This is a genomic window from Brevibacillus sp. SYP-B805, assembly GCF_011059135.1.
GTDB lineage: Bacteria > Bacillota > Bacilli > Brevibacillales > Brevibacillaceae > Brevibacillus_F.
In genome coordinates, this window is record NZ_JAALGD010000002.1 from 95,126 (window position 1) to 108,089 (window position 12,964).

Sequence of the window (12,964 nt, forward strand, 5' to 3'; positions counted from 1 at the left end):
ATACACCTTACGGAAGCTGAATGGTCTTGTGTTCGGTCGATTCCTTGTACAGCACAACCGTGTGGCCGATCAGCTGGACCAGTTCCGCTTCCGCTCCTTCCGCCAGCGCAGCCGCCACGTCGTGTTTGTCATCCAGGTTGTTTTGCAGGATGGAAACCTTGATCAATTCCCGCGCTTCCAATGCTTCTTTGATTTGTTTCACCATGTTGTCGTTTACGCCGCCTTTTCCCACCTGGAAAATCGGGGTCAGGTGATGGGCCAGCGAGCGCAGGTACCGCTTCTGTTTGCCAGTCAACATTTATTTGCCCCCTTGCAGGAGTTGTTTCAATACCGTCAAGCGCATCAGCTCGGTGGGAGCGGTCTCGCCCGTCCACAGTTCGAAGGCAAGCGCCCCTTGATTGATAAACATGCCGACGCCGGAATGGGTTTTGGCGCCGATGGCCTGCGCGGTTTTCAGCAGCTTCGTCTCCAATGGATTGTAGATCAGGTCGCTCACGATCAGCCCCGGATGCAGCCATTCCTCCGCCACAGGCATCTCGTCCACATGCGGATACATGCCGATGGAGGTGGTGTTGATCAAGAGCGTGGCGTCGGCAATCGCCTCACCCGCCTGCTGCGGATCGACGGAAACGGTCGGCACCAGCGGATTCAACAGCTCGGCGAGCAGCTGCGCTTTCTCACGGGAACGGTTGACGATGCGGATCTGTTTGACGGCGTGTTCGGCCAATGTGCAGGCAACGGCCCGCGCCGCGCCTCCCGCCCCAATCATGGTTACCACCTGATTCGCCAGATTGATGCCCGTTTCCTCCACCAGCGAGCGGACATACCCTTTGCCATCCGTATTATAGCCGATCAGCCGGCCGTTGTCGTTGACCACCGTATTGACGGCGCCGATCCGTTTGGCCAGCGGATCGATCTCATCCAGCAGCGGCACAATGGCTACCTTGTGCGGAATCGTCACATTGACGCCGCGCATCCCCAGGGCGCGGACGCCGGCAACCGCTTCCGGCAGCTGTTCCGGCGCTACGTTGAAGGCGGCATAGGCATAAGGCAGTTTCAGCGCCGCAAATGCCGCATTGTGCATCGCGGGCGATTGCGAATGATGCACCGGGTGGCCCAGCAGTCCAACCATCTGTGTCTTGCTTGTGATCATTGGCTTCTCCTTTCCCCGAAACCCACTCAACGGCTGCCATGTGAACCTGCCTGGCAGGGGCTTTCCGCTGTCCGATCAGACCAGCGCTTTGCGGACGGCGATCCCGACGCCTTTGGGCACATGCACATCCACAACGGCCGGGTATTTGCCCTGCAGGCTGATCCAGCCCAGCCCCGAAATGACAATATCCGTTGGTCCGTTGGCTCCTATTTTCAAACTATGCTTGGTGAAGGGAGGGAGCTGCTTCACCGCTTCCCCGGTGGGCGGTGCCAGCAGTTCCCCGTGGTGCCTCGCGAAAATGTCGTCTGCCTGTTCCAGCTTGGTGCGATGAATATACAGATTGTTTGCCACATAAACGACAAACGGCTGATGTTCGCCGCGCACAAAATCCACGCGGGCCAGGCCAGCCAGAAACAGCGTCTGCTTGTCGTTCAGCTGGTACACCTTCGGATTGATGCGGGCCGATGGCGTCAGCTTGCGCAAATCCTGTGGGGTCACCATGTGGCCGATCTGATCCCGGTTGATGATGCCCGGCGTATCGTACAGGAAGCGGCCATCCTCCAGCGGAATCTCGATTTTATCCAAAGTTGTCCCCGGAAACGGCGAGGTGGTGATCTCCATCTCAGCCGATCCGTAATCATGCAGAATGCGGTTGATCAAGGTGGATTTGCCCACGTTGGTGACACCGACGATGTAAACGTCGCGTTTCTCGCGCAGCCGCCCGATCCGGCTGAGCAGCTCGTCGATGCCGATCCCCTTCTGCGCGCTGACCAGCACCACATCCGCCGGTTTCAGCCCCCGATCCTTGGCCTCATGCTGCATCCAGTTGCGCACACGGTTCAAATTGATGTTTCTGGGCAGCAAATCCACCTTGTTGCCCACCAGCAGAATCGGATTTTTTCCTACAAAACGGGGCAGTCCACGCAGCCAGGAGCCCTGAAAATCAAACAGGTCGACCACCATGACCACCAGGCTGTCCGTGGCGCCGATGCCGTTCAAGATGCGGAGAAAGTCGTCATCATCCATCGCAACGGGCGCCACTTCATTATAATGCTTGATCCGAAAGCACCTTTGGCAGACCACGACCTCGCGCGCCAAAGCCGACCTCGGCGTGTAGCCGGGCTTTGTCGGGTCTTCCGTCTGGATGGCCTTGCCGCAGCCGGCACAGTGGATTTGCTCCCCTGTTTCTACGACTTGTTCGTCCATGAGATCATTCCTTTCCTGCGCATCCAATAGAGCGCGATCCGCTCCAGCAGTCGGTTGAATCTGGTCAAGATGCCGTCCGTCTGCGCCACCGGAACGACCAGAATCGTGTGAAAGCCGAGCAGGTTCCCGCCCAATATATCGGTAAACAACTGGTCGCCGACGACCACCGTCTCTTCAATCGGAACATTCATGTCGCGCACGGCCCGCATAAACGCCTGTCCCAGCGGCTTGCGGGCCGCCCAGATAAAGCGCGCCTCAAGCGGTTCGCAAAACCGGTGAACCCTCTCCCGGTTGTTGTTGGACACCACCGTCACTTGAATGCCTGCCTGGCGCAGGCGGCGAAACCACTCGACCACTTCGGGGGTGGCGTCGGGCCGGTTCCATTCCACCAGCGTATTGTCCAGATCCGTAATCACACCCCGGATCTTTCGTTTCTTCAACTCTTCCGGATCAATGTGATGGATCGATTCCACAAACTCGTTGGGCATGAGCTTCCCCAGCACGCGAAGCACCTCCCTGTATCGGGACTTACTATACCATATTCCACCGCATCGTTGCAAAGAAAAAGCGGGGATCAGATCGCCGCCGGGAAGTGCGGGAAGACAGCTGCGCGAAAACATGAGAGAATAGGAAAATCAGGGAATACACGATAAAGGAGTGGAGCCGATGAAGCGGCTGGAACAACAAATCCGCTTTCTCCTCGAAATCGATCAATTGAAACAGGTGATGAGACAATCGCTTCTCGCGGATCAATCGCGCCGTGAAAACGATGCGGAGCATTCCTGGCACCTGGCGATGATGGCCCTGGTTTTGGCGGAATACGCCCAGGAGCCGCAGCTGGATCTGCCGCATGTGATCCGCATGCTGCTCATTCACGACCTGGTGGAAATCTATGCAGGCGATACCTACGCGTATGATGAAAAAGGCTACCTGGACAAGGCAGAACGGGAGCAGAACGCCGCGAAACGCCTGTTCAGCCTCCTGCCTGATGATCAGGCGGAAGCGTTCCATGCTTTGTGGGAGGAGTTCGAACGGGGAGAAACCCCGGAAGCCCGGTTTGCCAACGTCTGCGACAGGCTGCAGCCGCTCCTTCTCAACTACCAGACCCAAGGGGCCGTCTGGCAAAAACACGGGATTACCAGCGACATGGTGATGAAACGCATGCAGCCCATTGCTGACAATGGCGGGGAGCTCTGGGAATATGTCCGCGGGCTGATCCAGAGCGCCGTGGACAACAGCTATCTGGCAAAATGACGGGAACAAACGGGCAGCCAGGGACGATCATGGGCTGTCCATCCGATTCATTTCCTTGGCTATCAGCCGCTTCACCTTCTCCGTCGGGGACCAGCAGTGGAACTGCCACTCCGGCCGTGTCTCATAGGCAAGGCGGGAACAGCGGTAGACGATGCCCTGCTCCCGCTTCTCGGTACGGAAGTGTTCACAAGTGGCACAGCAGTGGAACCGATTCTCACCGGTCATCTGCCCCCCTCCTCCCCCAACAGGGTAAACAGACTCAATTGTTCGTAACGTTCTCCTGCTGCCCCGTCTGGCAGGAAATTGGAAAAACCGACCCCGACCAGCCGGACGCCCGGTTTGTAGTCAAAGGCATCCAACAGCTCCTCCAGCAGTTCTTTCCAGACCGCGCCTGCCGCTGCTTTTCGCTGCCTGGTGCGCAGGGTGAAATCGGCATACTTGATTTTCAACGTCAACGTCTGCGGTTGGACCCCTTCCTGCTCAACATCCTGCCATACCTCGTCCAGCAGCGCATGCGCCACGCTGGCGATGCTTTCCCTCTCATACAGATCGTAGGGCAGGGTCGTTTCCCTGCTGAGCGATTTGATGGGCCGATCCATCACAATCTCCCGGTCGTCCTCCCCGCGCGCTCGCCGATACAGCGCATCGCCGAACTTGCCAAACAGGCGGATCACCTCATCGCGCGACAGCGCCCAGAAATCACCGACCGTATGTATCCCCCTCTTCGCCAGCAGCTCCTGCGACTTCCTGCCGATGCCATGCAATGCCCCGATCGGCAGCGGACACAGTATCTCCAGCGCCTCTTCGGGCCGGATCACGACGAAGGCGTCCGGTTTTTTCAAATCGCTTGCGATCTTGGCCATGGACATATTGTAGGAAAGGCCGATGCTGCAGGTAAGCCCGGTTTCCTCCCTGATCCGCCGTTTGATTTCACGGGCGATTGGGACCGCATTGTCATAATGGGAGAGATCCAGATAGGCCTCGTCCAAGCCGACCGTCTCGTACAAATCCGTATAACCGCGATAGATGGCGGCGATCTCCGCCGACTTCTCCCGATAGCGCTCGTACCGAACCGGCAGAAAAATCCCCTGTGGACATTTCCTGCGGGCCAGGGCTGCTGGCATGGCGGAGCGGACACCGTACGCGCGCGCTTCGTAGCTGCAGGTGGCCACCACCCCGCGGTTGCCCGTCCCCCCGACAATCACAGGCTTGCCGCGCAGCTCCGGCCGATCCAGTTGCTCCACGCTGGCAAAAAAGGCGTCGATGTCGAGGTGCAGGAATTTTTTCATGCGGGTCACCCCAAACATATATTCCCCTTCCATTATCCCCGTTGGCAGGTGAAAGCGCAAGCTCTGTAAAGTGGGACGGACCGCCCGATCATCTCCGGTTCAAGTGACGGCGCAGCCCCTCCAGGGCGTCTCTCAAAGACATCTGCTTAATGTATGGCTGGAAAAACAGGGGGGTGAGCCTTCTTCTGATCGCGCCAAACAGAAGAACCCCGCAGACTTAAGCGAACGCTCCACCCACTCGACGATCGCTAACGCTCTACCCACTCGGCGGTAGCTATCGCTCTACCCACTCGGCGATAGCTATCGCTGTGCCGAGTGGGGCCCTCTATGCCGAGTGGGGTCCCTTGCTGGTGCGGCGGGGGCCCCCAAACTTTTCTCTGACAAAAAAAGCCGCAACCTGCTTCGCGCAGCGGCGGCTTTCCCATGAATCGCTATCGGTTGTTCAGCTGCTTGCGGGCAGCAAGGTCAACAAACGCTGCCGCCAGCTTCTGCATCGTGCCGTCATGCCCCCACATCCGCTCGGGATGCCACTGCACGCCGAACATCAAGCCGTTCTCGCTCTCGATCGCCTCGATCACGCCGTCCCCTGCCCTCCCCGTCACGGTGAAGCCGGGAGCGGGATCTTTCACCGCCTGATGGTGGGAGGAATTGACGAATACCTCGGTTTGGCCGAAAGCCGACGCAAGAAAGCCGGGTTTCAATTGGACTGTATGGGTGCCGTACTGCTTGGAGCCCTTCTGCGCATGCTGGTACGAGCCGGGAACCTGTCTTGGAATATCCTGGATCAGCGTGCCGCCCAGGGCCACATTCAGAATTTGCATGCCCCGGCAGATGCCGAGGATCGGTTTTTTCAACTCCACCGCCAACCTGATCAGCGCAAGCTCCGCAAGATCCCGCTCGTACGCCACTTCCCCGAGCCCGTGCTGCGGCGCCTCCCCGTACAGATGGGGAGCCGTATCTTCCCCGCCGGTCAGGATGATGCCGTCCAGCGCCTCCACCATCCGGCGATACGGCGCATCCGGGATGGTCATGAGCGGGAGGATGAACGGCGTCCCCCCTGCACGCGCAATGCCGTCCACATATCCGCTGCTGACATAAAAAAATTGATCCACGGTGTTTCCTTCAAGATACTTCTTCGGGCTGGCGATGCCAATCAATGGAGCCAACGGTCCTACCCCCTGTCTGTTTTCATTGGATGCATGCGTAAAGGCGATGAACCCCAAGGCATCAAGGTCCATATCTGTTACCAAATCCTGTATGCCCTATGGGACTCGAAACAGAATCAATGATATACTAGTATGAAAATTATGTCTATCCATTGAATGACTGGAGGAGTTTTGATGCTTGGCACCTTGCATGACCGGATCATGGCGCTCGTGGAAAAGGCGGGCGGCACCTGGGGAATCGTCCTCGAGGATGTACACACCAATGAACGCTGGACCTTGAACGAAGATCACCGTTTTTTTGCCGCGAGCCTGATCAAGGTACCGATCATGACGGCTGTCTTTGCCGAAGCTTACGCGGGGAAGTTCGCCTTCGAGGACAAGCTGAAGCTGCGGCAGGAAGATTTGGTCGGCGGCTCTGGCGTGCTCCAGCATATGACGCCCGGTACGGAGCTGACGATACTTGATCTGGTCACCCTGATGATTATCCAGAGCGACAATACCGCGACCAACCTCCTGATCGATCTCGTCGGCAAAGAAAGCATCCGGGAGATCATGCGCAAAACCGGGATGACCAACAGCCAGTTTTACAACAAGCTGATGATTATCCCGGCGGAGCTGGAAGGCTACAACGAAGTGACGGCCGCCGACATGGCCCGTCATCTCAAGCTGCTGGCCACGGGCAAAGCGATCTCATATGACAGCTGTCTGCGGATGATTGCGATCCTGAAAAAACAGCAGGTGCGCGACAGCCTGCCCTATCATCTGCCGGATCCTGACGCAGACATCATCGGCGGCCTGCCCCTGTGGGAGTTGGCCAACAAGACCGGCTCCGTCAGTACGAACGAACACGACTGCGGCATCCTGTACGTGGGGCAGTCCGCGGTTATCATCGCTGCCCTTTCCCACCAAGTGCCTACCAAAACGGCGCGGGATACCATCGGACGGATCGGCGAGCTTGTTTACAACCTGTATCGGAACGGACGATGAGCGCTGCCATCTGCAGATAGAAAACAGCTCGGCTTGTCGCCCTGCCCTTATGGTGAAAGCCTGAAAGAAATAAAGCCTTATGCCTCATGGCATAGGGCTATGGGTTGTTCCCCTGCTTGTTCACAACCGTGTAGGTAATCCCTTTGGTGATTTTCTTGCCTGTCTTGCTTTGGGAGAGCGTAACGGTAAACCGATACGTTCCTGTTTTCTCCGGTTTGAACTTGACCGTCCTGGTGTAGACGCCATTTTTGACGGTGCTTTTCACCAGCTTTACCTTGTTGCTGTACTCCAATTTATAGCTGTATTTGCTGTTCACGGTATAAGTGAGGGTCACCGTCACGTACTCTCCCAAAGTAACGGTCGTATCATTGGACGCGACGTTCAGCGAGAGCTTGTTCGGATCGATGACGTTTACCACTCTCATCGTGGCGCCGGTGCGGTCCGTGCCGCTGTTGTCCCGTACCTTGATGCCGAACAGCAAAATGTGCTTTCCTTCCGCTTTGGGGGTGTAGTAGCCGGTGGTGATATAGTATTTCTTATTGCTGGACAGCGTGGTTTTCACATTTTCCACCTTTTCGGCAGCGGAAGAGAGGAATTTGAATGTGCCTGGCTCGATCAGCTTTCCGATATTTGTGGTATAGACCTCAAGCTTGATTTTCTTGCCAACCGCCAAGTTATCGATAGGCGAACGGAAGTCGATTTCAAGCTTGTTGTCGGATGGCGAGGCTGCTCCCGCCGGCGCGTTGGCCATGCCGAATCCCAGGATCATGGCAAATGCAAGAAATACGTTCAACCATCGCTTCATAACCATCCTGCTCCTCGATTTTCCTTTCAAAAATTTCCGATATATGTATCATATTACCATTTCCTCGATGTTTCATCAAACCGGCTGCTCCATCCATTCCGCACTTATGGGTCCGGATCGATCGAAGGCTGGCTAGCGTTGCGATGGGCAAGGGCCGCTATGACGAGCAGTCCCAGCGTGCACACCCAGATCGCGTTGACGGTGGCCGGCATGATCGCCCAGCCGATCACATCGATTCCCGGTGTCTGCAGGAGCAGGTCTGCCAGAGCCGGAGCGGTCAGCCCGATGTAATTCCCCAAGAGCCCGTATCCGGCTATCCGGCAGTAATGGACACCCCGGATTCGGCCCCTCCTCAGATCAAACTCTTTCATGTGGTAAGCCAGTCCCGCAAACCACCCGATGATGCCGTTCCCGATGTCCCAATGCAGCCAGACATCCATGGACAGCAGGTCATTGATGAGCGCTCCCAGCATCCCGACGAAGAAGCCGGCGAGCCGCCCGTACAGCGCTCCCCACAGCGTTAGCACGACAATGGCTGGCCGCAGGCTCCCTCCCTCCACCGTGATGAACTGGGTGAGGTAGGAAAGGAATCCGTAAAGGATCGCGCCTATGCCGACCATCACAACCGTTTGTGTTTGTTTCCGAGTAGCGGTCGGTTGCAGGAACATACGGCATTCTCCTCCTGCCACTTCAAGATGGCTCCAAATGCTTCAACGATTCCCCAAGCTACTCGCTGCGCCGCGTCATCTGCTGCCAAACGGTGCCGCTTGCTGCCTCTCCCCTCTCGATTCGCTCAAGGGCCATCTTGATCTGCAGCCGCACCTCGAATTCGGGATCATCCTGTGCCTGGCGCAGCGCCTCCAGCGCGGTCTCGTCCCCAACTTCATACAGAAAACGGGCTGCACGCCAGCGCACCAGCTTGTTGGGATCCTGCAGCGCCTCCGCCATGGGGCCAATGGCGCGCGGGTCCCCCAGATCGGACAGCGTGTCTCCTGCGGTGCGGCGGACGGCGACCGAGTCGTCCTTCAGCGCTTCGAACAGATAGGGAAGCACATCCTCGCCGCCCACCATTCCAAGATAAACCGTCGCCAAACGGCGGATGGAGGGTTTGGGGTCATGCAGGGCCTTGACCAGAAACGGCAGATCTTCCGCGGTCGGATTCAGTTTTTCCAAAGCTGCGTATCGCTTCCGCCAGTCAGGATGCTCCAGCATTTCGAGAGCGGGTGGAGCTTCCGGTACGGGGGCCGGGAGCGGCTCGCCGGTTCCTTGCCGGATCGCCTGCTCCACCAGCTGCTGCAGCCGCTCATCGTCATAGGCGGCATCCACCTCCTGCGCCACCTCTTCCCCGATCTCGCGCAGTTCCCCATAGCGAATCCCCTGCTCCACCCACTGCCGTTCCATGATCAGATTGGGCGAGGCAGAGCCTGCGGTGACCGCCGCTTTGCCGAAACGCTCCGGCAACGCAGTCCGGATCTGTTCCGTCCCGGCCGTTACCTTCACCTGCATGGGAATATTGCGGAAAAATTGGATGTATACTTTCGCCTCGCCCCACCCCTCCTGGGGAGTCAAGGCATCTGACACTCCAGACGTCAGCTCCGTCTCTCCAAACGCTTCCTGCGCCTTCGCCAAAATGCGCTGCCAGTCTGCGTTGCTTTTCCGTTCCACCGCAAGAAAGTCCGCCGTGTGAAAAACGCTCCGCACCCCGTCGATCGCCAGCAGCCGTTTGATGAGCGGAGGAGCGCTCTCCGCCTTCTCCGGGGTATATTCCCGCTGCATGCCCTGCGGCAGCGTCTCGTCCACCGTCAATTTCATGGTGTTGGGACTTGGTGTGGGTTCAATGGATACCAGTTTCATCGTCCGTTCCTCCTTGCCAAACATGATGAATCGACCGCGCGATGGACCGGGAGAGAAAGCGGCTCACCGCTTCCGCCCGTTCCTCCCTGGTGGCAAACAGGGAGGGAGCCCCGCTCCCCGTACGAATGCGCATGGCTTCCCGCCTGAGCTTCTCCCACTCCGGCGAAGCAGCCAAATCAACGGCATTTAACGCTTCCTGCTTGGAGACGATGGTTCGATGTTGAAGCGTGTATAGGATGCGGGCCATCGTGCACAAGGCGAACTCTACTGCTTCGTCAGACAGCAAGAGATGGGGGGTCGCCGCTTTTTCAGCCCAGTAGGAAACCAGATTTTCTCGCATGGTGGTGAGAACATGTTCCCATGTCACCGTAAACGGCAGTTGCGAAGGAGGGCTGCCAATTAGGGCGATGCCGCGATGTTTGACGAGCCACCACGTTACATGGTTGACGTCCCAATAGCCGGATAGCTCCAAGATTCCTCTCTTGCAGTACGGATACGGAGAGATCTCCCGATTCGTTTTTCCGAGATCGGAAATAGGGAGGTACACCCCGTCCAGCCATGCTGCACAGGCATAGTCACGGGTTAAATCATGGTGCAGCCGGGCCAGGCGATTGGTTTCGGGAGAGGTCAGCGGTCGCGACGTTACCGCCAGAAAATCGACGTCGCTTTTTCCTGAAACGTACTCCCCCAAGGCGATCGATCCATACAGGTAGCAACCGGTAACGATGCCAGACCAATCCTCCTGCAGCCGTCTCACAAAGCCGTAAAGCAGCGGTCTCACTTCCATGGGCACACGAGCATCCATCATGCACGACTCCATCCGCATGCGATTGCCATGCATTTCTTTTATTTATTGTACCGCATTCCTCGCATGGAAACGATTCCTTTCTGTCGGAACGATGCGCAAGGGCCGGAAAGTAGATTCGCTTCTAAATCGGCTCCCGTTTTCATATAAATTTAGAAAGGTACTTTACAAAAGTAAGGTGTTACTATAAAATAACTAACGTAAAGTAAGTTAATAATTATTTTTAAGAAAGGAGTCATCATTTCATGGTTGATCTTGGCTTGCTTCTCATTCGTTTGGTGGTAGGACTGACGTTTGCCGGTCACGGCACGCAGAAGGTGTTCGGCTGGTTCGGGGGTTACGGGCTGAAAGGAACCGGGGGGTGGATGGAGTCGCTTGGCTTGAAACCCGGCGTCTTCATGGCGCTCCTGGCCGGCCTCAGCGAACTGCTTGGCGGCCTGCTGATGGCTGCAGGCTGGGGAATGCCCGTTGCGGCTGTCCTGTTTGTCATCCCCATGCTGGTCGCGATTGTGAAGGTTCACGGGAAAAACGGCTTCTGGGTGACCCAAAACGGCTTCGAATACAACCTGATCCTGATCGCGGTTGCCGTCGGCCTTGCCCTTACCGGTCCCGGCGCCTACACTCTGTAATAAACCCCGCCACGCTGTAAACAACCCGCCGACTTGAGCGAACGCTCCACCCACTTGGCAAAGCGATCGCTAATGCCGAGTGGGGCCTGCAATCCAAAAACCGGCTGTCCCTGCAGGGCGCCGGTTTTTGATTTGCTTTCCGGTTACCAGGTACGAATGCCAGGTGACCCCGGAGGTGCATGCTGGATCTGCTCCATGATCGGGTAGGCGTAGGCCAGCACGCACAGGACAGCCAGAACGGAAAGCCATACCGTCCAGCGCTCCAAAAGCGCCGGAGCGGCCTGTTCCCCGTCTGTCTCGCCGATCGGGTATTCCGTATACCCTTTCGGCGCGAAGAAAGCCAGATAGATCAGGATAGCGATGAGCAGGATGGCGGATACGAACAGGAGGCCTCCACCCATGCCCATTACTCGCTGCCATGGTATCCAGTTCAGCGCCTCCGGATTATCCATATAGGTGGTATAGGCCGTCCGGCGCGGCACGCCTTGCAGTCCCATCGTATGCATCGCAAGGGACATGATGCCCATCCCGACGGTCCAGAAGACGGTTTGCACCATCCCCATCCGGTTGGCTGTTGCGGTCAGCTTGCGTCCGGTCAATGCCGGCACCAGCCAGTACGCAACCCCGAAGAAGGTCATCGCCACAGCGGCGCCCACTGTGATGTGGAAATGGCCGGTTACCCAAATCGTGTTGTGCACGACCGCGTTCATCTGGTTGCTGGTGTTGATGATCCCTCCCGTACCGGCCGGGATGAAGAAGAGCATGCCGACAAACGGGGCAAAGAAGCGAACGTCCGTCCACGGCAGGTGTTTGAACCAGCCGTACAACCCCTTGCCGCCTTTGGCCCTTCCCGTCGTTTCAAAGACGGCAAACATCGAGAACGCCGTCATCAGGGACGGCAGCACGACCGCCAACGTCAGCACGACGTGCACCATTTTCCACGCAGGCGATATCCCCGGTTCCATCAATTGATGGTGGAACCCGACCGGAATCGAGAACAGCAGGAACAGGATGAAGGCCACGCGGGAAAGCGTATCGCTGAAAATCTTGCCGCCGATGATGCGCGGGATGCAGACATACCAGGCCGCATAGGCAGGCATCAGCCAGAAGTAGACCAGCGGATGGCCAAAGAACCAGAACAGCGTGCGGGAAAGGAGCACGTTGATGGTCGGTGTCCAGCCGAACGACCAGGGGATCAACTGGAACAAAACCTCAACGGCGACCGGAATCGTACATACCTGCCACAGGATCATCGTGGCGACCGCCAGATAGACAAACAGCGGCGATCTTTCTCCTTTGTGTTCCCGTCTCCATTTCGCGTAACTGGCGAACATGCCGTAACCGGCCAGCCAGCTGCCCACGACCAGCAGCGCGGTGCCGATGTAGAAATAGGGAGATGCTTTCATCGGTGCGTAGAAGGTATAAAGTACCGAGGCGTCACCGCTCAAAATGGTGACCACATCCATTACCGTTCCGATCACCATGGTGACAAAGCCGATCCAGCCCAATCTCAGAGCCGTTCCATGCAAGCTGCCGCCCGTGGTTCGGGCAATGCCTGAGAAGAAAAAGCCAATGATGAAGTAGGTGGTGAAAACCAATCCCATGAGTACGCCGTGAGCCGTCAAAATCTGATAATAGTTCAACCAACCCGGCAGTTCAAACAAGCCGCCGCGCACCATACCCTGCAGCATCCCGAACAGGGCCGCGATCCCAAAGGCGCTGAACGCCACCAAAATGTAAGCCAGGCTCAAGCGGGCTGCTGCCCGGTCGATGCGGGTCGTGTACGCGATGTGGTCCGCTTTTTGCGAAAGCATAG

The 12,964-nt window shown here is 57.4% G+C and carries 15 protein-coding genes; 3 read left to right on the forward strand and 12 right to left on the reverse strand.

All coding sequences use genetic code 11. The features are described from left to right. Nucleotides 1-7: 7 nt before the first annotated feature. The 4 genes from yhbY to G3578_RS03200 form a co-directional block, all read right to left on the reverse strand. Complete coding sequence (yhbY, locus tag G3578_RS03185; RefSeq protein ID WP_165208596.1) at nt 8-298, reverse strand: ribosome assembly RNA-binding protein YhbY; 291 nt, start codon at nt 296-298, stop codon at nt 8-10. Beyond that, a complete protein-coding gene (locus G3578_RS03190; RefSeq protein WP_165208597.1) occupies nt 299-1,153 on the reverse strand; it encodes a shikimate dehydrogenase in 855 nt (284 codons plus the stop codon). Nucleotides 1,154-1,228: 75 nt separating this feature from the next. Next, nucleotides 1,229-2,359: a ribosome biogenesis GTPase YqeH gene (gene yqeH, locus G3578_RS03195; RefSeq protein WP_165208598.1), complete on the reverse strand. Its 1,131-nt coding sequence runs from the start codon at nt 2,357-2,359 to the stop codon at nt 1,229-1,231. Next, the gene (locus G3578_RS03200; RefSeq protein ID WP_481752717.1) at nt 2,341-2,847 is read right to left on the reverse strand and encodes a YqeG family HAD IIIA-type phosphatase; all 507 of its coding nucleotides are present in this window, start codon (nt 2,845-2,847) and stop codon (nt 2,341-2,343) included. Before G3578_RS03200 ends, yqeH begins: the two co-directional genes overlap by 19 nt. Nucleotides 2,848-3,025: 178 nt before the next feature. On the opposite strand from G3578_RS03200, the gene G3578_RS03205 reads away from it, so the two are divergent. Continuing rightward, nucleotides 3,026-3,613 carry an HD domain-containing protein gene (locus G3578_RS03205; protein WP_165208600.1) on the forward strand — a complete coding sequence of 196 codons (588 nt, stop codon included), beginning with the start codon at nt 3,026-3,028 and terminating at the stop codon, nt 3,611-3,613. 27 nt (nt 3,614-3,640) lie between these two features. On the opposite strand, the gene G3578_RS03210 is transcribed toward G3578_RS03205, so the two are convergent. The 3 genes from G3578_RS03210 to G3578_RS03220 form a co-directional block, all read right to left on the reverse strand. After that, complete coding sequence (locus tag G3578_RS03210) at nt 3,641-3,838, reverse strand: hypothetical protein (RefSeq protein WP_165208601.1); 198 nt, start codon at nt 3,836-3,838, stop codon at nt 3,641-3,643. Further along, nucleotides 3,835-4,902 carry a DNA polymerase IV gene (gene dinB, locus G3578_RS03215; protein ID WP_165208602.1) on the reverse strand — a complete coding sequence of 356 codons (1,068 nt, stop codon included), beginning with the start codon at nt 4,900-4,902 and terminating at the stop codon, nt 3,835-3,837. The genes G3578_RS03210 and dinB overlap by 4 nt, the downstream gene beginning before the upstream one ends. A 431-nt stretch (nt 4,903-5,333) precedes the next feature. Further along, the gene (locus G3578_RS03220) at nt 5,334-6,068 is read right to left on the reverse strand and encodes a gamma-glutamyl-gamma-aminobutyrate hydrolase family protein (RefSeq protein WP_165208604.1); all 735 of its coding nucleotides are present in this window, start codon (nt 6,066-6,068) and stop codon (nt 5,334-5,336) included. 174 nt (nt 6,069-6,242) lie between these two features. On the opposite strand from G3578_RS03220, the gene G3578_RS03225 reads away from it, so the two are divergent. Then, complete coding sequence (locus G3578_RS03225) at nt 6,243-7,055, forward strand: serine hydrolase (RefSeq protein ID WP_165208606.1); 813 nt, start codon at nt 6,243-6,245, stop codon at nt 7,053-7,055. A 97-nt stretch (nt 7,056-7,152) separates the two neighbouring features. Here the strand turns inward: G3578_RS03225 and G3578_RS03230 are convergent, their stop codons facing one another. The 4 genes from G3578_RS03230 to G3578_RS03245 form a co-directional block, all read right to left on the reverse strand. Then, nucleotides 7,153-7,860: a hypothetical protein gene (locus tag G3578_RS03230; RefSeq protein ID WP_165208608.1), complete on the reverse strand. Its 708-nt coding sequence runs from the start codon at nt 7,858-7,860 to the stop codon at nt 7,153-7,155. A gap of 104 nt (nt 7,861-7,964) precedes the next feature. Beyond that, nucleotides 7,965-8,528 (reverse strand): ECF transporter S component, encoded by a 564-nt coding sequence (locus G3578_RS03235; protein WP_165208610.1) that lies wholly within the window; start codon nt 8,526-8,528, stop codon nt 7,965-7,967. 58 nt (nt 8,529-8,586) lie between these two features. Next, nucleotides 8,587-9,714: a conserved virulence factor C family protein gene (locus tag G3578_RS03240; protein ID WP_165208612.1), complete on the reverse strand. Its 1,128-nt coding sequence runs from the start codon at nt 9,712-9,714 to the stop codon at nt 8,587-8,589. Next, nucleotides 9,695-10,522: a nucleotidyltransferase domain-containing protein gene (locus G3578_RS03245; RefSeq protein ID WP_165208614.1), complete on the reverse strand. Its 828-nt coding sequence runs from the start codon at nt 10,520-10,522 to the stop codon at nt 9,695-9,697. Before G3578_RS03245 ends, G3578_RS03240 begins: the two co-directional genes overlap by 20 nt. Before the next feature lie 242 nt (nt 10,523-10,764). Between G3578_RS03245 and G3578_RS03250 the strand changes: the two genes are divergently transcribed. Further along, nucleotides 10,765-11,148 carry a DoxX family protein gene (locus tag G3578_RS03250; RefSeq protein ID WP_165208616.1) on the forward strand — a complete coding sequence of 128 codons (384 nt, stop codon included), beginning with the start codon at nt 10,765-10,767 and terminating at the stop codon, nt 11,146-11,148. A gap of 143 nt (nt 11,149-11,291) precedes the next feature. Here the strand turns inward: G3578_RS03250 and G3578_RS03255 are convergent, their stop codons facing one another. Next, nucleotides 11,292-12,962: a b(o/a)3-type cytochrome-c oxidase subunit 1 gene (locus G3578_RS03255; RefSeq protein ID WP_165208618.1), complete on the reverse strand. Its 1,671-nt coding sequence runs from the start codon at nt 12,960-12,962 to the stop codon at nt 11,292-11,294. Nucleotides 12,963-12,964 lie beyond the last annotated feature (2 nt).